This window comes from Rhodospirillum rubrum ATCC 11170 (assembly GCF_000013085.1).
Taxonomy (GTDB): Bacteria; Pseudomonadota; Alphaproteobacteria; order Rhodospirillales; family Rhodospirillaceae; genus Rhodospirillum; species Rhodospirillum rubrum.
This window is the reverse complement of the sequence record NC_007643.1, coordinates 1,035,743-1,060,788: the sequence shown is the minus strand read 5'-3', so window position 1 is coordinate 1,060,788 and position 25,046 is coordinate 1,035,743. Positions and strand designations below refer to the sequence as shown.

General features: G+C 62.3%; 19 protein-coding genes. 10 read left to right on the top strand and 9 right to left on the bottom strand.

The features are described 5' to 3' along the window. Positions 1-37: 37 nt before the first annotated feature. The 8 genes from RRU_RS04635 to RRU_RS04600 form a co-directional block, all read right to left on the bottom strand. Positions 38-2,434: a TonB-dependent siderophore receptor gene (locus RRU_RS04635; protein WP_237703833.1), complete on the bottom strand. Its 2,397-nt coding sequence runs from the start codon at positions 2,432-2,434 to the stop codon at positions 38-40. 107 nt (positions 2,435-2,541) lie between these two features. Continuing rightward, the gene (locus RRU_RS04630; RefSeq protein WP_011388639.1) at positions 2,542-3,498 is read right to left on the bottom strand and encodes a FecR family protein; all 957 of its coding nucleotides are present in this window, start codon (positions 3,496-3,498) and stop codon (positions 2,542-2,544) included. 6 nt (positions 3,499-3,504) lie between these two features. Then, positions 3,505-4,020: a sigma-70 family RNA polymerase sigma factor gene (locus RRU_RS04625; RefSeq protein ID WP_011388638.1), complete on the bottom strand. Its 516-nt coding sequence runs from the start codon at positions 4,018-4,020 to the stop codon at positions 3,505-3,507. Positions 4,021-4,156: 136 nt separating this feature from the next. Then, positions 4,157-5,935 carry an ABC transporter ATP-binding protein gene (locus RRU_RS04620; protein ID WP_011388637.1) on the bottom strand — a complete coding sequence of 593 codons (1,779 nt, stop codon included), beginning with the start codon at positions 5,933-5,935 and terminating at the stop codon, positions 4,157-4,159. Continuing rightward, entirely contained in the window at positions 5,932-7,701 is a 1,770-nt protein-coding gene (locus RRU_RS04615; protein WP_011388636.1) for an ABC transporter ATP-binding protein, read from the bottom strand. Before RRU_RS04615 ends, RRU_RS04620 begins: the two co-directional genes overlap by 4 nt. A 44-nt stretch (positions 7,702-7,745) precedes the next feature. Further along, positions 7,746-9,728, bottom strand: coding sequence for a TonB-dependent receptor (locus tag RRU_RS04610; protein ID WP_242519982.1), 1,983 nt, complete (start codon positions 9,726-9,728; stop codon positions 7,746-7,748). A gap of 214 nt (positions 9,729-9,942) precedes the next feature. Continuing rightward, positions 9,943-10,986: a helix-turn-helix transcriptional regulator gene (locus RRU_RS04605; protein ID WP_011388634.1), complete on the bottom strand. Its 1,044-nt coding sequence runs from the start codon at positions 10,984-10,986 to the stop codon at positions 9,943-9,945. A gap of 126 nt (positions 10,987-11,112) precedes the next feature. Continuing rightward, a complete protein-coding gene (locus RRU_RS04600) occupies positions 11,113-12,735 on the bottom strand; it encodes an ABC-F family ATP-binding cassette domain-containing protein (protein ID WP_011388633.1) in 1,623 nt (540 codons plus the stop codon). A gap of 25 nt (positions 12,736-12,760) precedes the next feature. On the opposite strand from RRU_RS04600, the gene RRU_RS04595 reads away from it, so the two are divergent. Further along, positions 12,761-13,963 (top strand): alpha/beta hydrolase family protein, encoded by a 1,203-nt coding sequence (locus RRU_RS04595; protein ID WP_201215921.1) that lies wholly within the window; start codon positions 12,761-12,763, stop codon positions 13,961-13,963. 402 nt (positions 13,964-14,365) lie between these two features. On the opposite strand, the gene RRU_RS19895 is transcribed toward RRU_RS04595, so the two are convergent. After that, on the bottom strand, positions 14,366-14,830 hold the full coding sequence (locus RRU_RS19895) for a hypothetical protein (protein ID WP_193384999.1): 465 nt from the start codon (positions 14,828-14,830) through the stop codon (positions 14,366-14,368). A gap of 64 nt (positions 14,831-14,894) precedes the next feature. Between RRU_RS19895 and RRU_RS04585 the strand changes: the two genes are divergently transcribed. The 9 genes from RRU_RS04585 (at position 14,895) to RRU_RS04545 (ending at position 25,033) form a co-directional block, all read left to right on the top strand. Beyond that, positions 14,895-15,218: a hypothetical protein gene (locus RRU_RS04585; RefSeq protein WP_011388630.1), complete on the top strand. Its 324-nt coding sequence runs from the start codon at positions 14,895-14,897 to the stop codon at positions 15,216-15,218. An 82-nt stretch (positions 15,219-15,300) separates the two neighbouring features. Then, positions 15,301-15,603: a hypothetical protein gene (locus tag RRU_RS04580; RefSeq protein WP_011388629.1), complete on the top strand. Its 303-nt coding sequence runs from the start codon at positions 15,301-15,303 to the stop codon at positions 15,601-15,603. Beyond that, on the top strand, positions 15,495-17,195 hold the full coding sequence (locus RRU_RS04575; protein ID WP_237703831.1) for a DUF4384 domain-containing protein: 1,701 nt from the start codon (positions 15,495-15,497) through the stop codon (positions 17,193-17,195). Before RRU_RS04580 ends, RRU_RS04575 begins: the two co-directional genes overlap by 109 nt. A gap of 181 nt (positions 17,196-17,376) precedes the next feature. Beyond that, entirely contained in the window at positions 17,377-17,841 is a 465-nt protein-coding gene (locus RRU_RS04570) for a hypothetical protein (RefSeq protein ID WP_242601296.1), read from the top strand. Positions 17,842-17,866: 25 nt separating this feature from the next. Further along, on the top strand, positions 17,867-18,487 hold the full coding sequence (locus tag RRU_RS04565; protein ID WP_011388626.1) for a hypothetical protein: 621 nt from the start codon (positions 17,867-17,869) through the stop codon (positions 18,485-18,487). A gap of 71 nt (positions 18,488-18,558) precedes the next feature. Then, on the top strand, positions 18,559-19,221 hold the full coding sequence (locus RRU_RS04560; protein WP_011388625.1) for an OmpA family protein: 663 nt from the start codon (positions 18,559-18,561) through the stop codon (positions 19,219-19,221). 166 nt (positions 19,222-19,387) lie between these two features. After that, the gene (locus tag RRU_RS04555; RefSeq protein ID WP_011388624.1) at positions 19,388-20,209 is read left to right on the top strand and encodes a hypothetical protein; all 822 of its coding nucleotides are present in this window, start codon (positions 19,388-19,390) and stop codon (positions 20,207-20,209) included. Between the two features lie 97 nt (positions 20,210-20,306). After that, entirely contained in the window at positions 20,307-23,561 is a 3,255-nt protein-coding gene (locus RRU_RS04550) for a caspase family protein (protein ID WP_014626057.1), read from the top strand. Further along, the gene (locus tag RRU_RS04545) at positions 23,558-25,033 is read left to right on the top strand and encodes a DUF4384 domain-containing protein (protein ID WP_011388622.1); all 1,476 of its coding nucleotides are present in this window, start codon (positions 23,558-23,560) and stop codon (positions 25,031-25,033) included. The genes RRU_RS04550 and RRU_RS04545 overlap by 4 nt, the downstream gene beginning before the upstream one ends. The last annotated feature ends 13 nt before the right edge of the window (positions 25,034-25,046 follow it).

The window sequence follows — 25,046 nt, the reverse complement described above, 5'->3', positions numbered from 1 at the left end:
CGGCAAGGCCTCGGCGCCGGGCTTGGGCTTTTCGCGCTTAGAAGCTGCGAGTCAGGCGGGCGGTGATCGTCAAAGGTTCGTTCAGGTAACAGACCCGGCCATGGGCTTGGTTGTTGCACGAATATTCGATATCGCGATCGAGGATGTTCTTCACGTTCATCGACATCTTCCAATCCTTCACAGCATAGCGGACCATCGCCTCGTCGATGATCTGCGGCCCGGTTGACAGATCGTCGGCAGAACTTGTCGTCTTGCCGATGAAGCGCAGGCCGCCGCCCAATCCCAGACCGGCCAATGGGCCATTCTGAACGGTGTAATCCGCCCACAACGACGCGGTATGGATCGGGGTGGCGGCCTGCTGACGTCCGACCTCGCCGGCGATGGTGCTTTTCGTAACCTCGATCGGATTATAGGTATAAGCGGCGACGGCGTTCAGCCCCGCGGCCAAGCCCATGGTCAACCCGACCTCGACGCCCTGCGAGGTCACCTCGCCGGTCTGCACGCTGCAGCGGCTGCCCTCGCACAGGTGGGTCGGATCGGGGTCGGTGGTCAGAACGTTCTGCTTGACCAGATCGAACACCGCCACCGTCGCCATGATATTGGTACCCGGCGGCTCGTATTTCACGCCAACCTCATACTGGCGGCCGGTGGTCGGCTCGAAGCGCGCTCCCCCCCAGCCACTGCCCGATTGCGGCTCGAAGGATTCGGCGTAGCTGGCATAGGGAACCAACCCGAAATCCGTTTTATAGGCCACCCCCAAGCGGCCGGTGAAGGTGCTTTCATAGTCGCTGGCGCCAGCCCAGCCGGCCAGATCCTGACGTCCGCCCAGTTGGAATACCCAGTGCTCGCCAATCTCGATCTGGTCTTGGGCATATAGGCCAGCCGAGCGGACATCACCCTTGCTGAAGGAATCGGCTTTGGCCACATTGTAGGTGCCATAGACGGGATTGATCAGGCTGATCCCGTTATCGCTGGCCATTCCGAACAGCTCGTCCCTGTCCTGGTTGAGGTAATCGATGCCGCCGAGAAGGGTGTGGTGGGTTGAAAACAGCGACAGCTTTTTCTGGACATGGGCATCCACCGTATAAACCGAGGCGTCTTGCTTATAGGCATAATTGCCGCGATCGATGGTGGTTCCGCCCTCTTCAATGGCGCCCGGCCACGTCTGATGGTAGGTCAGATTAACCTTTGAATAGCGCGCCGATAAATTGACCTTCAAAGACTCGTCGACCGCATGCTCCGCCTGCAAGGTCAGATGATTTTGTTCCTGATGATAGCTGTCGTAATCGGGCTCGCCCAGATAGGTGGACGGATCGACCGTTCCCGCCGCTGAGCGGTAGCTCTGCCGGGGCCACCAGCCGCGACTGTCGTCTTCCTGATAAACGGCCGACAGGGTGACAAAGGTTTCGTCCCTCGGCGTCCAGGTCAGCGAGGGCGCGAAAACCTTGCGGTCGTTGCGGTCGTGATCGATGCCGTTCAGGCCGTCACTGTCTTGCAGGGCGGCGCTGAAGCGGTAGAGCCAGTGCCCCTCGTCGTCCAAGGGGCCGGTGATATCGCCTTCGGCCCGTTTCCAATCAAAAGAGCCATATTCGATCGTCGCCTCTCCCTGCTGGGTGTCTTGCGGGCGTTTGCTCACCGCGTTGACCAAGCCGCCGGGCTCGTTCTGCCCATAGAGAACCGAGGCGGGGCCGCGCAAGATCTCGACCCGCTCCAGAAGATAGGAATCGATCTTCTGCCAGCTTTGACCGCTGACCTTCATGCCGTCGCGGTAAAAGGTGGTGGTGACGGGAAAGCCCCTCATCTGATACCAGGAACTGCGGGTATCGCCGGTCGCGCCATAGCTGAGAGCAACGCCGGGCGTATATTTGATGGCGTCTTCCAGGGTCTGGACGTTGCGCGTCTCCATCTCCTCGGCGCCAACCACGGTGATGCTCTGGGGCGTGTCCAAAATAGCGGTGTCGGTCTTGGTGGCGGTGGCGCTGCGCTTGGCCACATAGCCGCCAACGGGGCCATAGGCGCTTTCCGCCCTGCCCTCCACCCGCAGCGGGTCCAGCGTCACCACGCCATCGACCTCGGCCTTGGACAGCACTACCGTTTTGGCGTCGGTCCTGCGCCACGTCACGCCCGTTCCGCTCAAGAGTTGGGCCAAAGCCGCCTCGGGCGTCATGCGACCGCTGACACCCGGGGTGGATTTTCCAGCCAGAATCGGCGGATCGACCGAAACCTGCCACCCCGATTGCCGACCAAACGCCACGACCGCGCCGTCCAAGGACTGGGCGGCGATCTTGAACGCCACCCCCTCGCTAACCTCGGCGCCCTGCCGCCCGGCCGGCTGGTCGGCGGCCTGAACCGGACCGCCAAGGACGGGAAGCGCAACCAGGGCCGTACCGGCCATCAACACCCCGCGAATGATCCCCTGCATCGTCTGCCCCACGCTCTTATCCCTCTTTCCAACACATCACACGCTAATGCGTGTTACTCGCACCCTGGAAAGGAGACGAAGCTGGGCGGGGTATCCTCTCACGCTTCGGCAATTTTTTTTTAAGGCGGGGAAACCACCAGCAAATAGGGGGTCAACCGCCGCACCGTTCCGCCAAAGGGGCTAACCAAGGCGCGCAAGGCCCGTTCGGGATCCTCGAGATCATAGACACCGGTCACCGGGGTCTCGCCGAGGGCGGCATCGGTCAGCACGATCACCCCGGAATACTGGCGGCGAAGGGCCTCGATCACCGCCGAAAGCCGCTGGTTGTCGCTGACCAGCCGCCCCTGGCGCCACGCCGCCACATCGGCCGGATCAACGGCGGCGCGGCGGATTTCGCCCATCGCCGGATCGACGCTCACCTTCTCGCCGGGAACAAGGCGCTCGCTCCGCCCCTGGTAATCAACCCTCACCCCGCCCTCGGCCACCGCCACCGTCACCCGACCGTCATCAAGGGCGACATCGAAGGCGGTTCCGGTGACGGTGACCGACACCCCGCCGCCGCTGACCACGAAGGGACGGGTCCGGTCGGGGGCGACCTGAAAAAACGCCTGCCCCTTCAGCAAGGTGACCGCCCGTCCGGCCTCGGAAATCCGGGTGCTGAGCGCGCTGTCGGCGGCAAGGGCGACCCGTGATCCATCGCGCAACGACACCGTCGCGCTTTCGCCGCTGCCGGTCAGATGATCGGCTTGCCAAAGCAGACGCAGCGGCGACAGCACGACGAAGGCGGCCAAGCAGGCGGCCAGGGCCAGGGCGACAAGGGGTTTGGACGGCCGCTTGCGGCGCGGCGGTCGGCACAGCGGCCGGGGCGGCGCGGCGAAGACGGGAGCAAGGGCCCCGGTGGCGCCCCAGGTCGCGCAGGCCAAACGCCAAGCCTCGCCATGGCGGGGATCAGCGGCCAGCCAAGCCTCGAAATCGGCGCGGGGGGGCGGCTCCCCCAGGGCTCCTTGCTGGCGAAAGACCCAGTCGGAGGCCTGTTCAAGAACGCTGGCGGGAAGCGAATGATCGGCGGGGATCATGGCGCCTTACCCTTGCGCGCCCTGCAGGCGCCCCATCACGTGGACCATGGCGTCGCGGGCCAAACGGTGGGCGGTGGCCGGGGAAACCTCCAGGTGCTGGGCGATCTGCTGGAACGACAAGCCTTCGAACCGCTGCAACTCAAAAGCCCGGCGATTGCGCTCGGGCAGTTCGGACAAAGCCGCAGCGACAAGGCGCAGATGGTCGCGCCCCAAGGCGATCTCCTCGGGTGAAGGGGCCTGACGGTCGGGGTCGGACAGGATCTCGCCGGCCTCGTTGCGGCGCTCCTCGGCACTCAGCCGACGCAGGCAATCCACAGCGGTGTTGCGGACGACGCGGTAAAGATAGGCCAGAGGCTGGCGCACCCCCTCGCCCCCCGGCGCCCGCCCGGCGAACCGCAGCCAAGCCTCTTGCACCACGTCTTCGGCCTGGGCGCGATCGCCAAGGATGCCGCTGGCATAGGTGACCAGCGCGCCGCGATGGGACAGGTAAAGAGAGAGAGCCTCGTCGTTGGGCTGAGACACCGCACGATCCAAATAAGACGCATTAGCATATCCCTCTACCCGCAACAGGTCGATCCGTGCAATGAAAAAGCCCAAGCAACCGCCGGCCTTGGGGAAAACATCGTCGCGGGCCGATGAAGGGAGCCCCCCCTTCGCCTCAGGCGGGGGCCTTCGCATCTCGCCCACACCACCCCGGGGCCTGTTCCAGAGCGACCCAGGATTGATGATAGAAGCCCTCTGCGGCGATCAACGCGTCATGGTCGCCCCGTTCGATAATTCGGCCTTGGTCGAGCACCAAGATCTGGTCGGCCCCCTTGATCGTCCACAACCGGTGGGCGACGACCAGGACCGTCCGCCCGCGCACCAACTCGCTCATGGCCTCCTGGACGAGGTGTTCGTTTTCGACGTCCAGGGCCGAGGTCGCCTCGTCGAAAAGCAAAATGGGGCAATCGCGCAAGAACAGTCGCGCCAGAGCGAGTCTTTGACGCTCCCCGCCGGAAAGCGTCGCTCCGGCATTGACGAGAAGGGTGTCATACCCCTGGGGCATGGCCTTGATGAACCCGTCGCAGCGGGCGGCGCGGGCCGCCCGCTCCACCTCCGCGTCGGTTGCCTGCGGCCGCACGAGACGAATGTTGTCGCGCGCCGACAGACTGAAAAGAACCACCGTCTGCGAGACGATGCCGACAAGGTTGGAAAAAGCGTGCCTTGAAAGCGAAGACAGATCCACGCCGCCCACGGTGACCCGACCTTTGGTGGGGGTCCAATGCCGGCTCAACAGACGCAGCGCCGTGGTCTTGCCGGCCCCGGTTCCCCCGACGAGGGCGGTGATGGTCCCCGGAGCCAAAACGAAGCTTAAACCATCCAGAATCGGCGCCTCGCCCCCATGGGCGAAGCCCACCTCCTCGAACCGTACCGTCCTATCCGAAGGCGCGGGCGAGGTCCCCTCGGCTTCCACCGGGGTCGCGAGCAGATCAAGCAATCGCCCGGCGGAACCAACCATTTGCTGAAGGATCGAAGAGAAGTCGACCAGATCGCGAATGGGATCCGTCAAGCGCAAGCAAACAAAAACAAAGAAAAGGAATCCAAAAGGATCCATCCATCCCAGGGACAAGAAGAGGATCGCCAGGGAAATCACCATGGCGCATCCCACCGCCACGATGAGCGGCACCAGGATCGCCGCCACCACATAGCGCGCGGTCAAAGCCTTGCTTGTCTTGCGCGCCCCCTCGATCGCCTCGCCAAGGCGAAGGGATCGGCGCGCGCCCAGACCGAAGCTGCGAATGACATGGATGCCCGAAAGAAATTCCAGCGTCCGGCTATTCAGGGTCGCCATCGCCTCGGCCCGCGCCGCCGTCGCCTTTTCCTGAAACCGCTCGCCCACCGCCAGACCACCAATCCCCAGGGCGATGGTTGCCCCTAGGACCAGCCCAAGGCGCCAATCCGCCCACAGGGCGGCGACCACCGCGGCGAGGGAAAGCCCCACCAGGGACACCAAGCGGGGCAGAATAAGGCCGGGAAACTGCTCGATCTGGGTCACATCGCTCATGAACACATGGGTGAGTCGTCCAGAATCCTTGCCCTGGAAGAAGGCGCCGGGAAGTGTCATCAGGTGCTCGGCGACGGCAAGCCGCAGACGCGCCGTCATTGTGTACCCCGCCCTCTGCCCCAGATCCGTCGCCAGACGGACAAGCGCCCAACGCCCTCCATAGGCCGCGACCAGCACGCCGGTCAGCCAAAGAGGCCCCTGCCCTTCAAGGGGCGATGCGAAGAGCCCGGGCATCCCACTTGGCGCGCCCAGGGCGGCGGCGATGATGATCATCAACACGCCATAGGGAACGAGCGATACCAGCGTTTCCGCCAAACGCGCCAGAATAGCACCAAGAAACGCCCGGTCCCAGGAACCGGTCCGAACCAGCAGGCCGATAAGGCGGATCATCGGTTATTCTCCCCGGTCGAAAATCTCCACTCCAGATTGCGCCGCTGAAGATCCCACAGGCGGGCATAATCGGGACAGCGGTCAAGAAGCCGCTCGTGCCCCCCCTCGCCCATAACCCGCCCGGCCTGAACGAAAACGATGTGATCGGCCTGTCGGGTAGAGTCCAGGCGATGGGAGACCACCACCACGGTTTTTGGTCCGATAATCGCCTGGATCGCCTTTTGCAGGTCCGCCTCGTGCCGGGCATCCAGAAACGACGTCGCCTCGTCGAGCAGCAGCAAGGGAGATCCCGCGAGCAGGGCTCGCGCCAGGGCCAGCCTTTGACGCTGCCCGCCGCTCAACCGCTGCCCGCCCTCGCCAAGGCGGGTTTCATAGCTTTCCGGCAGGGCCTTTTCGATAAAGGACGCGCAGAGAGCCTGACCGGCGGCGGCGCGCACCTCCTCGTCGGTCGCCTCGGGTCGGCCGGCGCGGATATTGGCCGCCACCGTGTCGTCAAACAAAAACGCCTCCTGGGAGACCAGGGCGACATGGCGGGAAAGCTGGTCCACCGCTAAGCTGGAAAGATCGATACCTCCCAGGTGGATGCGCCCCGCCGTCGGGTCCCAGGACCGGTTCAAAAGACGCAGGATCGAGCTTTTTCCCGCACCGGACGGTCCAACGATGGCGGTCAGCCTTCCTTGGGGAACCGAGAAGGACACGTCCTCCAGGACCTCGCTTTCACCTAAGGAAAGCGAGACGCCGAAGAACCGCGCCGCCTCTCCGATCGGGGCGGAGCCGGCAAGCATCCCCCCGCTCCCGCCCGACACTTCGGGGCGGGCGAGCATGTCGCGGATCCGTTTTTCCGCGCCATTGACCTGATGGGTGATCTCTCCATAGATCGGAAGCTTGGCCAAAGGCCCACCGATCCCGGTCGCGACGAAAAGCCCAACGACCAGGACCGGAAAGGACATATCGCCCTGGGTATAGAAGACCAGAACCAGCGGGATCACGGCCAAAGGCGCCGCGCCGACCAAGACGCAATAAAGGCTCCAGGGCGGTCCCCAAAGACGATACCATTCTTGGGCAAACGCCTTGAAATCCTCGACCCGCCGCCGCAAAACCTCGGCGACCAGCCCACCCGAGCGCGCATGTCGGATCTCCTCGATCCCACGAACGAATTCCACGGCGGCGGCGTTGACCTCGCCAATCTTGCGGAAGTAAACGCCAATCCGCTGGCCATGGCCTTGCAAGGTTCGCCGCTGGACCCAAACAAGGAACGGCACCACCGCGAGGCAAGCAAGGGCCAGCCGCCAATCGATCACCATCAAGGCGATCACGGTCAAAGTGGGAACGCTGATGCAGGCCACCATATCGGGCAACTGGTGACTAAGAAACAGCTCCAGGGTTTCCACGTCATCGGTCATCATCCGCTTCATGCTGCCCGCGGGCACACGGGTAAGCGTGTCCAGCGGCAGGCGAAGCATTTTGGCAACCAGCCTCTCGCGCAACTCGGCAAGAACATCAAAGGCGCCATCATGGGCCAGGGCCGTGGCGAGCCCATGGGCCAAAGGCGCCGTCACGAGAGAGGCGATCAGGGCGACGGCCAAAGCCGGGGTATGGCCCGCTGAGAGCGTTTCTCCCTCGCCGACGATCCAGGCCGCAAGAAAGAACGGCGCAAGACCAAGCGCCGCCCCCAGGCTGGCCAGCAAGCAAGCGCCGATGAACCGCCCGCGCCGTCCCGCCGTCAGGGCAAGCAACCGCCCCGCCCCACCTTCATCTGCCGTCATGACAAATTCCTTTGTGTTTATCGGGGGGAAAGAGAGGCGCGCGATCAGAAGGCCCAACTGGCCCGCATGCCCACGGTGCGTCCCTGACCGGCGGTGCTATAGGTCGTGGCCCCGGCCGAATAGGAGTAAGTCCGATAGCCTTGGTCGGCGATGTTATCGGCAAACACCGCGACCTTGATCCCCGTGTCCGTCGCCAGGTTGACCGACAGATCGAGAACCGGATAGCCATCCTGCTTCAGGCTATTGGACGGATCGAAATAGCTGGCCGACACATAGCGCCCCGCGCCGCGCAGGCTGATCTCGCCCGGAAAAGACGAAAGAGGCAGGGTATATTCGATGGCGGCGTTGAGGGTGTAGTCGGGCGCATAAGGAAGCGTTTTGCCATCGTAGTCCTCACCGGTCACCGGATCGGTCGAGGATACGAAGACGGACCGGCCAAAGGTCCCACCAAGCGTGACCTGAACCGAGTCCAGGGGACGGGCCGTCACATCGACTTCCAGGCCATAGCTGCGGGAATCCCCCAGATTGCGCAGGGCCTGCAATCCGGTCATGGAATCGGCGGTAACGTAGATCTGCTTGTTCTCGGCTTCGATCAGATAGGCCGAGGCATTGACCCATAGGCGATCCTCGACAACCGTTCCATGCCAGCCCAGCTCATAATTGGTCGAGGTTTCGTTATCAAAGGCCTGCCGATCAGCCGCCGACATCACCGCGTGATTGAAGCCGCCGGGCTTATAGCCGCGGCTGATCAAACCATAAACCCGGTTGTCTTCATTGATTTGCCAGCCAAGGGCCAGCTTCATCGACACATTATGGAAATCGGCCGAATTCTCGAAATCCAGGGCCGGATAGAAACTGGCCCCCTGGCGGGTGAAGTCGATTTCCGAGGTATCATAGGAATACCTCAAACCACCGGTCACATCCAAAACCGGAGTCAGGGCTTGGGTCATCTCGCCAAAAAGCGCATAAGACCTGGAGGCCACCGCGTTTTCGGATGGACCTTGGTAGGTGTAATATTGCGCGGTTTTGCGGGTGAAATCCGTGTCTTTGAAAAAGGCCCCGACCACGCCATCCAAGGGGCCATCCTTGTCCCCGAAGGCATAACGGACCTCCTGCGACAGGGTGGTCTGGAATTCCGGCTGCTCCATGGCATAGGCGAAGCGCTCGAGCGAACGATCCTGATAGGAGGTGAGGCTCGATAAGGTCCCGCGGTCGAATTCATAACTGGCGTTCACGGACCCGGTCGTCACTTTGCGAGTATATTCGGGAATTCCGTAAAGGGCGCTGCTATAAACCAGCTTATGGGGATCCTCGACGGGGATCTCCTCATTGGACACCAGATGGTCATACTGTCCGGCCGCCGTGATATCCCAGGGGCTTCCCGTGGGGGCATAGCGCAACTGGCCGCGAACCATGCCGCCCTTCGAGCTATCGATATCGTCCTTTCCCGTAAGGGTATCGTCGATCCGGCCGAACGCCTGAGACCATTTTGCCGACAGGCCGCCATACAGCGCGTCCCGCACCACCGGTCCGGCAAGCGATGTCTCGGTTTCACCACCAGCCGTGCTCACCATGCCGCCGACCATGCCCTTGACCGCGTTGTCGGGCTTGCGCGAAACGATATTGATCACGCCCGCATAGGCGTTTCCGCCATAAAGCGTTCCCTGGGGGCCTCGCAGAAGCTCGACCCGCTCGACGTTCACCAACTCTTGGGTGAAAAAGGTGGAATCCTGGGGCACGCCGTCCACGTAGACCTGAATGGACGGATTGTAGAAATCGGGCGAATTCACCCCTCTCAGGCTGAAGTTCGCATAGCTACGACTACCGCGCGATTGAATCATCAGCCCCGGAAAGACGCGTTCCAGATCCGCAACGGTGGTTACATGAGCTTTTTCAAGGTCTTTCCCGTCGCGCACCAGAACGGAACCATCGACCTCATTTATTTTTTGATCCCGTTTATTCGCCGTGATCGTCAGCGACTCCAGTTCTATAACCTTTTTCCTGGCATCGATATCCTCGCTATCCATCTCCTGAGCCTGCGACGGGCCGATCCCGCCAAAGGAGATCGCAGCCACAATGGCCATCATGGGGGAGACAATCCCAACGGAGGGAACTCGTGCCTTGCGCGCTGACCGCATCATTCCTCGCCCTTTCCTCGGCTAAACCGCTCTGGAAGTATGGCAATCTGGAAAACGGCACTAACGCGATCCGCCCACCCAAGGCGGAGATCGGGATTAATTGCTAATAAGTCTCGTTATCTTTTTTGGGCCCCGGGGCCCCGTCCTCCGCATAGCGGCTCGGCGAGACGCCAAAATAGCGACGGAACACCTTGGCGAAATGGGCGGGATTGGAATACCCCACACTCAAAGCCACGCCCGTTACCGAGTCCTCGCCCTGTTTCAGGCGATGCGAGGCGGCTCGCATGCGCCAATCCTGGAGATAAGCATAGATCGAATTGTCGTAAATCTGGCGAAAGCCGGCTTTCAACTTGTTTTCATTCATACCGACGTGGCGGGCGAGGTCTTTGATTTTCCACGTCTTATCCAGATCGCCGATAAGAAGTTCGCGGGCCTGCCCGATCTTCTTATGATCCCGCCTGGAAAGAGCCGTCTTCGTCGGCTCCGTTTGCGACTGGCCGCCGCCCGACGCCGGCGTGGAAAGGACGACGGAGATCAGTTCCAGAATCTTGGCTTCAAGGAACAGGCGTTCGCCGTCCGTCGCTCCTTCGGTCGCCAGGATCTGCGAGGCGAGAGGCCTCAAGGCCGGGGACAGGGGGCGCATGACCAGATCCACCCCTCTGGACAAAAGCAACGGATCCCCGCCCCCAGAACAGAGGGCGGCGAAGCCTCCCTTGCTGGCGAGGTGATCCAGATAAAGCCCGCTGAACCGCACAGCAAGAGATCGGATCACCGCGCCGGCGGGGATGAAAAACTCGGCGACCACCGCAGAGGAGGTGACTTGCAGGGAAACGGTATTGGGTTTGAAGGGATACCGCTCCGTACTTCCGGAAACGACGGAATAGCCTTCGGCCGCGAACAGGATCTCAAGATGCATGGCCGGCCCCACTTCGCGCTTCCCGCGCAAATCGGTTAAAGCCTGTCCCTCACGCATGCTAAGAAGCAATCCCGGCCGCAACGGCAACAAGACGGTACGACCGCTAAAAACCGGTTGTAAGCCGCCCTCGCGACAGAAGCGTTCCCGGTACAGGGGATAGGGGGACAGGGACTCGTTGTCGCTTGGCCACCAGCCGGTGACGTCTCCACCAACGCTTTCTTGCACAGACATCGCATCCCTCCCCTTCCATCGCCCCAGTCCAGGCGAGGGGCGATGGCAAGGCCGATAGCACACTTAGCGTCGATTTGCTATTGCAAGTCATTTGCAATTAAAGCTCCCGACGCCAGAAGCGCTTTATCAGGGATGCAGTCCCGGCGCCTCCTGGCCGGTGCGCGCCACGTACTCCGTATAGCCGCCGTCGTATTGGTGGATGCCCTCTGGGGTCAGCTCCAGCACCCGGTTGGACAGCGTCGCCAGGAAATGGCGGTCGTGGGAGACGAACAGCATGGTGCCGTCGTAATCGGCCAAAGCCGTGATCAGCATTTCCTTGGTGTCGAGATCAAGGTGGTTGGTCGGCTCGTCGAGCACCAGGAAGTTGGGCGGGTTGAACAGCAGGGTCGCCATCACCAGCCGGGCCTTTTCGCCGCCCGACAGCACGCGGCATTTCTTTTCCACGTCATCGCCGGAGAACCCGAAACAGCCGGCCAGCGCCCGCAGCGACCCCTGGCCGGCCTGGGGGAACGCGCTTTCCAGGGATTCAAACACCGTGTTGTCGCCATCGAGCACTTCCATGGCGTGCTGGGAGAAATAGCCCATTTTGACACTGCCGCCGACGCTGACGCTGCCGCTGTCGGGGGTGGTCGCCCCGGCCACCAGTTTCAACAGCGTCGATTTGCCCGCGCCGTTGACGCCCATGACGCACCAGCGCTCTTTGCGGCGGATCTTGAAGTCGAACCCCTGGTAGATCGCCCGGGCGCCATAGCCCTTGGACACCTCGCGCAAGACCACGACATCCTCGCCCGAGCGCGGCGCCTGCGGGAAATCGAAGGAAACGCTTTGGCGGCGCCGGGGCGGCTCGAAGCGCTCGATCTTATCAAGCTTCTTCACCCGGCTTTGCACCTGACTGGCGTGGGAGGCCCGGGCCTTGAAGCGTTCGATGAACTTCAATTCCTTGGCCAGCATGGCCTGCTGGCGTTCGAACTGGGCCTGCTGCTGCTTTTCGTTCAAGGCCCGCTGGCGTTCGTAAAAGGCGTAATCCCCCGAGTAGCTGGTCAAGGCTCCGCCATCGATCTCGATGATCTTGGTGACGATGCGGTTGAGGAACTCGCGGTCATGGGAGGTCATCAGCAGGGCGCCTTCATAGCCCTTCAGGAAGTCCTCCAGCCAGATCAGGCTTTCAAGGTCAAGGTGGTTGCTCGGCTCGTCAAGAAGCATGGCGTCGGGGCGCATCAGCAGGATGCGGCCAAGCGCCACCCGCATCTTCCAGCCGCCCGACAGCGCGCCGACGTCGCTGTCCATCATCTCCTGGCTGAAGCTGAGCCCGGCCAGCACTTCGCGCGCCCGCCCCTCCAACTCATAGCCGCCCAGTTCCTCGAAGCGCGCCTGCACCTCGCCATAGCGTTCGATGATGGTGTCCATGTCGTCGGCGCGCCCGGGATCGGCCATGGCGGCTTCCAGAACGGCCAATTCGCTGGCCACGGCGCTAACCGGCCCGGCCCCATCCATCACCTCGGCGACCGCCGTGCGGCCGGCCATCTCGCCGACATCCTGGTTGAAATAGCCGATCGAGACCTGCTTCTCGACCGCCACCTGCCCCTCGTCGGGCGCCTCCTCGCCGGTGATCATGCGAAACAGCGTGGTCTTGCCCGCCCCGTTCGGACCGACGAGACCAATTTTCTCACCCCGGTTGAGCGCGGCGGAGGCCTCGAAAAAAAGAATGCGGTGGCTGGTCTGCTTGGTGATGGTTTCAAGACGAATCATGGGCGATCGGGATCCTGGACGCTGTTTGACCCCTTATGCCACAGGAGGAGCGGCGCGCCAGAGTCCTTATCTCGTTGCCAAGGCCATCGTCCCCGATTACGCCCTCGACGCGTCCTCGATCGCCTTTAGGACCTCCGCCGACATCGACATCCGCTATAAAAACGCCCGTTCAGTCCCGCCGGAGGTCACCATGCCGAAACTTGGTCTCACCGCATTCCTGCTTGCCGCCTTTTCCATCTCCACCGCGCAAGCTGCCGACACCATCGGTTTCAAGGAGGCAGCGCTGCCGGATGTCGGCGGCGACCGGCCGCTGCACGTCAGCATCTGGTATCCGACCAATGACGTCGCCCCGATCGGGGAGGTGGGCGAAAACCGTGTCTTTGTTGGCTTGCCCGCCATCAGGGATGCCAAGCCGGTCGGCGACGCGCACCCGCTTGTCGTTTTGTCCCACGGCTATTGGGGCAGCTGGCGAAATCTCAATTGGCTGGCCGGAGAGCTCGCCCATCGGGGATATGTCGTGGCGGCGCCGGACCATCCGGGAACGACGACGTTTGACAAATCCCCCGCCCAGGCGGCCAGGCTATGGGAACGCCCGCATGACCTCGGCCGGGTGATCGACGCGCTGACAAAGGATCCCGGCTTGGCGGGGACGATCATCGCCGACCGCATAGCCGCCATCGGCCATTCGCTCGGTGGGTGGACGGTCGTCTCCCTAGGCGGCGCGCGCTTCAGCTCGGACCAGTTCGACAACGACTGCAAGGCGCGGCCGAACCCGCGCACCTGCGGCCTCGGCCCCGGACTGGGCATCGAACCGGGACAACACGGCCGATTGGAGGGCGATCTGCGCGACGCTCGAGTGGCCGCGATCGTCTCGCTCGACGTCGGACTTGCCCGTGGCTTCACGCCGGAAAGCCTCGCCACCTTCCCCGTGCCGGCGCTGATCATCGGGGCGGGCGTCGATATCGGCGACCTTCCGGCCAAGCTCGAGTCCGGCTATCTGGCCGCCCACCTGCCGAAGGCCACCGCCCGTTACGTCGAAATTCCCGACGCCATGCATTTCAGCTTCATGCAGCTCTGCAAGCCCGGGGCGGTCGAGCTGATCGAGCAGGATTCGCCCGGTGAAGGCATCGTCTGCAAGGATGGCGAAACGCGCGACCGGCAAGCCATTCACCAGCAACTGGTCGAGATGATCACCGCCTTCCTGGCACAGGCGATTCCTGCGAAATAGGCTCGGCCGGTCGGACACGATCTGGCGCGTCACCGCAGATGAACCGCTGGGAAGAACGGAGCGCCCCACCTTTCGATCTTTGCCGTCACGTCCCGCAAGGTCGCGGCAAAACGCCAAGCCCCCGCGCGCAGGAAGCCGACATTGCCGGGCTCGGCGCAGGCTGCGAAGACGCATAGATCTTCGGGAAACATTGGTCGAGCGGCATACCGCGATCGCCCTGACGGCGCCCCCTCAACGGACGCGCTCCGGGAGCACCCTAAAAACCATAGGGATCTCATAAAATTATCCCCATGGGTGGTGTGATCCATATTTTTCCATCTTGACTTTTCTACATACCCCAACAACAATTAAAAGGTTATTGAATACCTTTAATACACCAAAAAGGGTGTATGCCCTCTTATTTCAACGCCGTAGAAACAAAAGAACATAGGTCTTATGAAAAAGACCCATGATCAGCCATCGCTCGCTAATTAAACTATTTTCCAGTTCCGGTTTTTTCCTTGTTTTTCTTAAAAAGCCTTCACAGAGGCGAAACATAAGGAGGTATTCACCGTGAATAAAACACTTTCCGTGATGGCCTTTTGTGGTGCGATGGCCCTCGCCGCGACGGCCCAGGCCCAACAGTCCGGCGGCGTGAAAATCGGCGGCGATGTCGATATGCAGACGAAAGTAGATACCGCGGTCAATGCCGCCGTCGGCAAGGAATCCCTGGCCAAACAGCAGATTGGCGGGGTTCAAGGCAATGTCGATATCGGGGGCGACCTGACCCAGAAAACCGACGTGGGAACGGCGGTGAACGCCGCCGTCGGGAATAAATCCAGGGCTTGCCAGAACATTGGCGGCATCAGCAGCGACGCGACCTGCCAATAAAAAGCGTCCCGGGGGGCGACCGTCGCCGTCCGGGATCCGCTTTCAGAAAAAAGGGGCGGCCATGGGCAAAACCTGGGGATGTCTTTTGGTGATGACCAGCCTGGGGCTGGCCCTGACGAGTCCGACGCCCGGAACGGCCCAGGAGTCGGGGGGGGTGCGGGTTGGCGGAAACGTCACCATCAACGCCACGGCGAATTCCCTCAGCAATCAGGCGAGCCAAGGATCCACGGCGGTGATCAACGTCGGCACCGTCGGCCAGGGAACGGCCGTCAAAGGCGACATCGAGATCAATGCCCGGGTGAACAACGTTTCCAACCGGGCGGACAGCGATTCGTGCAGCGAGGTCAATGTGGGCACCGTGGGCCAAAGCGCCTGCGGCCGTTGACGCCATCAAAGGACGTATGGGCAAAGGACGTATGGGCAAGGGGCTTGGGGACCAACGGGCTTAGGGACAAGGGGACTGGGCGATGAAGCAGGGTCTTATCGGGGCGATGGGAGTGGTTCTTCTTCTAGGGGCGGCCGAGGCCAGGGCCCAGGATCTCAATCAGCGGGTCGGCGCCGACCCCGGTCTTCAGGCCAAAACCAATCAGCTGTACACCAAGGCCGGCAACCAGTCGGCCCGCAAGGGCGAGGGGCTGATCGACAACGACATCATATCGGATTGCCCGACGGCGACCCTTGGCGCGACCGAGACCGACTCGCGGCGTTCCTCTTTACGCGAAACCAACGAGACCGTCATCCGCGGCGACGTGATCTATCGCTGCAAATAAACAGGCGCGTTTTGATGACCAAGTCAGGGGGAAATGTGATGAGCCTGCGTTGGGAGGGTCGTTCCCTCGTGTGTTCCGTTTTGGCCGGAGCCCTGGTTCTGGCGGGCTGTCAAACCATGTCGAACCCACAAACCGCCTCCGTCGTCGCCCAGCCCGACACCCCCGTCGTCAAAAACATGACGAGCTTTACCAACGCGTTGCGGTGCATGGACGATCTGTTTCTCGCCTACGGCAAGCGCGACATCATCATCACCTCCGATGGCCTCCCCGATCAAACCGGGGAGGTTAGGGCGGGAACCAAGGAGATGATGATCAGCGCCTTGTCCAAGATGACGGCCAAAAGCAATGCCTTTCGCTTTGTCGATGTGGAAAGAAGCGGCGACGCCGTTTTCTATTTCAATCAAATCCTCACCAATCATGATACACAGCGGAAATCTTTTCCAAGCTATTACATTCGCGGAGCCTTTACACAGGTCGATCGCGGAATACTCCAAGACAACCAGGGCATCGGCGTCGCCTTTGATTTCGTCTCGTTGGGATACGAACAAGATCAATTGGTTTCCCTGATCTCCATGGACCTCAACATGGGGAAAACCACCGACCTGGAAATCCTTCCGGGGATCTCGTCGACCAACACCATCGCCACGGTGAAAAGCGGACGGGGCGCGGAAGTGGAAGGCTTGGTGCCCAAGGCGAACATCTACCTGAACTTCAGCAATGATCGGGCGCAAGGAACCCACGCGGCGGCGCGAACCCTGGTGGAACTGGGGCTGATCGAACTCCTGGGCAAGTTCACCCGGGTTCCCTATTGGCGCTGCCTGGAGATCGAGTCCACCAATCCGGAAATGATGGCGCAGATTCGCGACTGGTATGACCAGATGAGCCCGGCCGATCGCGTCCGCCTAACGGCATCGGCTTTGCGCGGCATCGGTTATTACCAGGGCGCCGACACCACCGAAACGAACCGCGCGCTGGTGGACGCCATCAACCGCTATAAGGCGGAAAAGGACTTGATCGCCAACGGCCGCATCGATTTCGATCTCTATTACCGCTTCATCGCCGACGATATGGCCCGGCGCGGCCCCAGCGGTGGACAACCCCTTCAAGCCCCCCCCGTCTCGCCCAGCCTCATGGCCTCGGACAGCGAAACGGCCGGATATGATCCCCTCGGCTTGACCCTTACCCCTGTCACCCCCTCCCGGGGAAGCTTCCGGGCGGGGGACTCTCTGGCCATCGACGTCAGCGTCTCCCAGACCGCCAATCTTTATTGTTACTACCAGGCCAGCGATGGAACGATCGCCCGCGTCTTCCCCAATCGCTTTGACTCGAACCCCACCATCAAGCCCGGACTTCCTCAGCGCATCCCGACGAAGGGCCGCTTCTCTATTGTGCTCGACAAGACGGGAACGGAAGAAAACGTCGCCTGCGTCGCCACGCAGTCGCCTTATCAAAACAAAAAGATCCCCTCCGTCCTGCTTCAGCCCGATCTACAGCCCCTTAAAGAGAGTTCCCTTGGTGATATTATTTATCAACACCAAGGACTCGACAAAATGAAGACCAGTATTCAAACCGTGACGATCGCCGTTCAGTAACCCCATTCCGGAGGCGAAAATGTCCCGGCTCGTCGCTTTCTCGACCATAGCGTTTCTCCTCCTGGGGGGAGACCTGGTCGAGGGCCAGGAAAGCCAGGTGAAGACCACCCCATCCCCGACGCCCGGGCCCGCGCCGGCTTTGGGGGGAGGAGGCGCCTTTCCCGTTGAGAACGGCCTTATCGTGCTGAGGGCAAACCGGCTTTCAAAGCGGGGGGAGGCGGCAAGCCCCCCTCCGCTGGGGCCCCTCGATCCCCCCCCGACCAGGAACGCCAGCCTTTCGCGTCGGCGGGCGGGCGACGGCCTGGAGCGCGCCTCGCCCACGCTGTCCCTGGCCCAACCCGATCAGGTGATCATCCGCACCATCGATCCCACGGGCCCCCTCCTCCCCGGGGGGCGGGGAGCCCTTCAGCTTTGGTGGGAGGATAGCGATCCCGCCTCCGAGAACCGGGCCCGGGCGGCCTATGGCCTGAGCCGGGGCAAGGTCGGCGCGAAAGACCCCGACGAGGGGGAGGAGACGTTTTTCCTCGACGATTGGGGGCTTGGCCGTCCGGCGACCCGGGTCACCATTTCAAAGACGAGATCGGGCCGGCCCTGCGTCACCCTTGGCGTGCCTCACCCGATGGACAAGGCCTGCGGAAGACCGTGACCCTCGCCTATGAGGAGGACTGGGAATGAAGACCCTTATCATCGCCACGGCCGTCCTTACGCTGGGCTGCCTGTCGTCGACCAGCGCGCCGTTGGCCCAGGAGTCGGGCGGGGTGCGCATTAACGCCCATGCCAACACCATCTCGAACACGGCATCGGGAGGAAGCACCGCCGTGACGACGGTGGGCGGGACCACCGGCGGCAATACGAGGATCGACGCCCAGGTTCGCGGCTCGGTGACCACCACGGCCAGCGGCGGTCATCGGGCGACCACCTCCATCGGTGTCGCCGATGGGAACGCCGACATCGATGTTTCCGTCCAAGGCGATGTCGTAACCAGCGGCCGCGGGCGCGACGCGAGCACCTATATCGGCGCCACCACCTCCGGCGTTGGCCGCGCGGCGGACACCAGCGTCAGTGTCAGTGGCGATGTCCACGTAGAGGGAGGGGATCTTGTTATTGGCGGCAACATGGCCTGCAAGGGATATCGCGACAACAAATGCTGCATAGAATTCCATGCCAACAAATGCGTCATCAGCAAAGTTCCTGAAAACCCCGAGTTTGGTTGCCCCCCCGGTTATTTTTTTACGGTGGGATGGTGCCGATTGTATTCGGATTTAACCGAACACTCCTATAGCGGCCGCTAGAACCATTGGATGATTTGACTTTATTTGTTCACGGAAAATCAAGTCACCGACCTTGAAAAGGACCGTTCCCGATGAAGAAAACCGCCACCCGGATCGTTAAGCTCGTTGGCTTTTCTCTTGTCGTGGCGACGCCCCCTTCCACGGTCAAAGCGGAAGACGTGCTTTTATATCGCAGCGTTCCCAGCGTCGATGAATTGCGCGATGTCTTGGTCCATTCCCAAAAGCCCCTCAGCAAGGCCATCGTTTTTAGCACCCCGTCCGAGGACGCTTCCCCGCAAACGGCACCCGCCGCCGCCCCGGCGGCGGCGTCTTCGACAAGCAAACCCGGCCGTCCTCCGGCCGTTCCCGCCAGCGCGGCTCATCACGCCCTCCCGGCGGCGGCAAGCGACACCCCAAAGCGCAAAACAGTGGGCCTCCCCATCCTGTTTGAAATCAACTCGGCGGAAATCCTGGTCAAATCCTTGCCCTATCTCAACCAGATCGGGACCCTTCTTCGCGAGGAAAGCGCCCTGATCTTGGTCATCGAAGGGCATACCGACGCCAACGGACCCTCCGACTATAATCTCGCCCTTTCCCGGAAACGGGCGGAGGCGGTCGCCGACTATCTCATCGGGTCTTTCGCTATCCCCCCCGCGCGCCTCAGAACCGAGGGAAAAGGCGAAAGCGCCCTCTTGCGGCCCTCGTCCCCCACCCATCCCGACAATCGGAGAGTCCAGTTCTACGCCGGAAGCTGACGCAAGCCCTCTCGTAAAGCGGGCTTTTCCGTATTAAAATACCACTAAGCGCATCCGTGGGGCTTCCCTCTTTCTTTACGACCAGACCAACCAGACCTCTCGTCCAGAAAACCTATCGGAATAAACAGCCGCCATTTTTTAATAGGTCTTAAGGAGGAAACAGGCCGTGATCTTTATTAAAAAGCCTTCACTCAAAGCCCTCTCCTGCGCCTCCATCCTTTTTGCCCTGAGCGGGTGTGTCCCACCCAACCAATTTGGCGAAGACTACTCCCGGGACGTCTGCAAAACAAAACGGGACGAACTCATCGCTCTTGATAACCATTTCTCAAGCAACATGGTCGCCGGGGGGATTATCGGTACTTTGGCCGGGGCCGGCTTGGGCGCCGCGGCGGCGGCGGCGACGAATGGGGATATCATTACGGCAACGCTGATCGGCGCCGCGGCGGGTATGGCCGTGGGGGCCGGGTCCGCCTATTGGAACGAGCTTTCCAAGCAGCACGGAGAGGGGGAGCTGCTGCTTTTCTCTTTGCTCGGCGATATGCGGCGCGACGAGGAAAAGGTGACCAAGGCCCAGATAGCCCTCGACAACCTGATGAGCTGCCGCCGGACCGAAGCCGCCCAGGTCCACGCCGATTACAGGGCCAAGCGCATCTCCGCCCAGGAGGCCAAGACCCGCATGGAGGCCATCCGCCGCCGAGCGGAAAAAGATGTCTCCGTCGCCAAGGACATCAATAAAGGCGTTCAGGATCGGCGCGGAAGTTACGAATACGCCTTTGAACAATCCAAGAAAATTAAAACAAAAAACAAAAAAGATAAGAAAAAAATTGAGAAAACCTACACGTCAATGGACAAATATTGCGGAAGCTACAACACGTCCGTTCAAGTGGCCGAGACATCTCTTAACACTGAGTTCAAAGCTGACGGCTTCACCTCATCCTATCTGATTTATCCGGACTCCACACCGAATACGCAGATTTCTTGCCGTTGAACCGTCGGCCCTAGCAAGGACGCGGGAAGCAATGCAGAGGGGGTCACAAACAGCGTCCGGCCGGCTTGGCGAAGGGAAGACGCTTGGACAGGGAAGGATGCGATGGGTAGCCCTGACCCTGCTGTTTTTGTCGTTCTTGGCGACGGCGCACGGCGCGCGATGCCAGGAGAGCGGTCTGCCGGACCAGCCTTTTTTACGCTTCGAGACCGGGATGCACACGGCGCCGGTGACCGATCTGGCGGTTGGCGCCGCGGGCACCCTGATCGCCACGGCCTCGCTTGATAAAAGCCTGCGCCTTTGGGACGGACAGAGCGGGCGCCTTTTGGGCGGCGTTCCCGTGCCCCAAGGGGACGGGCTCGAAGGAAGCCTTTATACGGTGAGCCTGTCTCCCGATGGGAGCAAGGCCCTGGTGGCGGGGTACACGGCGCAAAGCTGGGATGGCAGCCCCTCCCTTTACCTGATCGACGTGAAGGCCCAGAAGCTCCAATTCCGCATCAAAGGCCTGCCCGCCGTCGTCACCAGTTTGCGGCACCGCTCCGACGGCAAGGTCTTCGCCGCCGGTTTCGCCGCCGGGGCCGGTATCCGCGTGTGGGACGCGCTGACCGGCCGGACCCTGGCCGAGGACAAGGCCTTTCAGGACGCCACCGTGTCTTCCCTGGCCTTCGCCGCCGACGGCCGGCTTGCCGTCTCCAGTTCCGACGGCTTTGTGCGTTTATACGCCGCGGATTTCCGCCTTTTGGCCCGTGTTTCCGTCAGAAAAACCGGAACGCCCTTCGGTTTGGCTTTTTCCCCCGATGGTCGAACCCTCGCCATAGGATATCGCTCGGCGGCCCTTGTGGACCTGCGCGACGGCCTGACCCTGGCCGCCGGCACCATCCTTTCCGTACCGCCCGGCGAGACGGGGGAAACTCCCCTTGTCACCTGGACGACCGTGGCCGGCGAGAGCGTTCTCGTCGCCGGCGGCACCCGCGCCGACACCGACCAGCGAACTCTTTTGCTTGCCTACGCCCCCCAAAAGCGCAAGTGGTCGGTCCTTGGAACGGTGGGACACGACACGGTGACGGCTCTCGCCCCCCATCCGGACGGGGGCGTCGTGTATGGAACGGCCGATCCGTCTTGGGGAATGATGGGGAGGGGAACGGCCGAGGCGCCGCTGCCGGCCATCCACCACGAGGCCGGCATCGCCGATTTCCGCGATGTCGCCTCCGGCTTTTTCGCCGTGACCCCCGAAGGGACCCTCCTGGAGGTCGGTATCGCCAAGGGAGGACAGACGCCCTGGACGATCGATCTTTCCCGGGGCTTGGTTCGCCCGGGGCCGGCCGGACAAGAGACCGTTCGCGCCACGGCCAGCCCCGGTCTGGCTGACTGGCGCAACGGCCGCGCCCCCCTTCTGGGGAAAATCCCCCTGGTCCTCGAGCCGGCGGAGACGGCCCGTAGCCAAGCTTTGCTTCCCGATGGCAAGCGCTTCATCCTTGGCGCCGAATTCTCCCTGCGTCTATACGACGAGACCGGACGCCTGCTTGACCGCCTGATCACCCCCGCCCCGGTCTGGGGGGTTCTTCCCGTTCCAAACCTCCCCCTCGTCGTTGCCGCCCTGGGGGACGGAACCCTGCGTTGGTATCATGTTACCTTGGAAAACGGGCTGCGCGAGCAAGGCGCCTTTTTCCTTCACCCCGCCTCCAACCGCTGGGTGGCCTGGACGCCGGAGGGCTTTTTCGCCCATTCCGACAGTGGCGGGCAGACCATGGTGGGCTACCTGTTCAACGTGGCCAAAGCGCAATCCCCGACCTTGGTGGATTTCGCCCAGATGTATCGTCTGTTCCATAAGCCGGGTCTGGTCTGGCCGGCGTTGATCGATCCGATCGGCGCGCGGCGGGGACTGGATCTCGCGCTCGCCCAGATCGGAGATATCCGCTCGGTTCTGGGGATGGCGCCGCCCCCCTCCGTCGCCCTGGCGCAGGTCTGCCCCAAGGAAAACACCCCCGTCACCCGCGGCTTTCATGTGATTGAGACCACCCCGCCCCCGCCATCGGTGGGCGGGAGCGACGAGACCGACCCTTGTTTCGCCCCCGCCGCCCTAGCCCGCCAAGCGGGTTCGTCCGATGCGATTCACGGCAAGGACGCGGCGGTTCTTTCGGTCATGACCCTGGCTTCGACCCAAAAGGAGGTGGCTTTGCGGTTTGATGTCGAGGATCGCGGCGGCGGCCTGGAACTGGTCGACGTTCTGGTCAACGGGCTCAACGTGGGGCGGAAGCGGGCTTTCGAAAAGCGGGTCGCCGCCCCCCCTTCGCCGCCTTCGGCTTCGGCGCCTTCGGCCGCGCCCCCGTCCGTCGCCGAGCCGTCCGCTGCCTCCTCCCCCAAGACCACGGCCATCGCGGCGGCCATCGCCCCCGCGCAGCCGGCGGACCCCGCGCAGACAGCGGATACGGAAGACTTTCCCTTCCCCGCGCCCCCCTTGAGATTCGAGCGGGCCGTCACCCTGAATGAGGGGATCAACCGGGTCGAGATCCGGGCCTATGGACAAAACGGGGTCTACGGCCGCACGGCTTTTGATCTCGTGGTCCCGCCCCCACCGCTGGAGAAGGCCCCTCCCTCACCAGCCCCCGCCCCCCACAGCCGACTTGTCGTGCTGGCCGTTGGCATCAACGACTATGCCGGCGCCAGCAATGATCTCCAATATGCCGTAGCCGACGCCAGAACCTTCGCGACCACCGTTCGGCGTCAAGCGCTGGGCGTTTATGAGGAGATCCGGGTTATCGAGCTTTATGATGCCCAGGCCGAGCGTCCCGCCCTGGAAGCCCATTTGGCCCAGCTCGCCGATGAAACCCGGCCCGAGGACAGCCTGCTTCTTTATTTCTCCGGACATGGCGAGGTCGACGAACAGGGACTCTATCGCTTCCTGACCCCGCTCGCCTATACCACGCCCGAGGAGCGCGGGCTTGACGCGAACCGTTTGGTGGAGTTGCTCGGCGATATTCCGGCGCAACGCAAAATGTTGTTCCTCGATACCTGTCACTCCGGCGCTTTCGACATTGAAGAGGTTTCGGGAAACCTGTTCAACGAAACGGGGCAATTCATCCTGTCCGCGGCCGAGGCCTCGGAAACCGCCGCGGATGTGCTGCCCGGCACCCAAAACGGGGTATTCGCGGTCGCCGTCATGCAAGGCTTGGAACGCGATGCCGCCCTGCGCAGCGGAACCACCGTAAGCGCCCTCACCTTGGGGGAATGGGTCCGCCTGCGGGTGCCCGTCCTGGCGCAAGAACGCCGCCTGGGCGCCCAACACGCCGTGTTCAAGGGCAATAACACCATGGCCTTTCCCCTCACCCATATCCTGGAAGAGCCACAACCATGAGCCGGCGTTCCGCATTCTGGCGTTGTTTGCGAAAATCCGGCCCCACGGTGCTTGCTTTGGGGGCGGTCCTCATCCTTGGGGTCTGTCCCGCCAGCGCGGGAAATCGGGCTCTTCTCATCGCGATCGATGATTACGAGGGCGATGACTACGATCTTTTGCCCGGCTCCTCGCGCAAGGATCAGAATGATATCCAGAGCCTCGCCCTGCAAAAACTGGGCTTCGCCGCTTCCGACATCCGCCATTTGACCAATGAGCAAGCCACCCGCGATGCCATCCTGGCCGCCCTTGACGCGCTTATTGAAGAAACCGCGCCGGGCGACAAGGTTTTGCTGCAGTTCTCCGGCCACGGGACGCAGATCAAGGACGATAGCGGCGACGAACCCGATCACTACGACGAGGCGCTGGTCCCCTGGGATATCGGGACCGACCCCTTGGGCCATTTGATCCGCGATGACCTTCTGGAACCCCGGATCGCCGCCCTACGGGGCCGGGACGTTCTGGTCATCATCGATTCCTGCAATTCCGGTTCGGCGACCCGTGGTTTCTCGCGCGAAGGCCTCCGCCGCAACGCGCCCGGCCTTTTCGCCGCCCGGCGCGACGCGACCCCGGGTGCCGGCGCCACGTCCCCCGCCTTCCTTCCCCAGGACGCCGCCGAAACCTTCATAGACGTTCCGACACGCTCCGGGATGCGGGTCTGGTCGGCGGTCGCCGCCTCCGAGGTGGCCATGGTCGACCGCGACGCCCATCAAGGGGTCTTCACCCGTCTGTTGATGGAAGCCGTCGTGGCCCGTAAGGCCGACATCAACGGCAACGGCATCATCAGCAACGCGGAGGTCCTCAGCTTTATCCGAGAGCAGTCCCAAGCCTATTGCCAAAAGGAACGCGAGTGCACCTCTCTCACCCCAACCCTTGAAGCCTCGGGGGAGGCGATGCATCGGGATTTCAGCACGGGGCGGCAAGACGGGGAAATAGCCGGCATCGCCTTGGATGCCCTGGGAAAACCGGAAAGCTCCGCGGTTCAGGTCACGCTCACCCCCGCCAGCCCCGTCCGCCTGGGAAGCACCGTGTCTTTTTCCATAACCAGCCCTGTCGAGGGATATCTGGTGGTTTTCGATATCAATGCGGCGCGGCAGATCACCCAGTTGTTCCCCAACCTCTATTCCGAGAAGCGCGGGAAGGACCATCATCAAGTCCGCTCGGGAGAGACGATCACCATTCCCGACGCCTCTTACGGATTTTCCTTCCAGGCTGAGGAGCCTCTCGGCGCCGGCGTGATCATGGCCGTCGTCACTTCGGATGAGGTCTCCCTGTCCTCCCTCACCGCCCGTCACCGGGGCTTTAAGGTCGTGGAAGATCCCGTGGCTTATGTCGACTCCCTCTCGGCTCCCCTTCAGCAAGCCCTGACCAACCAAATGGCCGGTCGTCCGGTAAAGTGGACCTATGGACTCCTGCCCTATTCCATTCAACCCTAAAGGGAATGCCCTG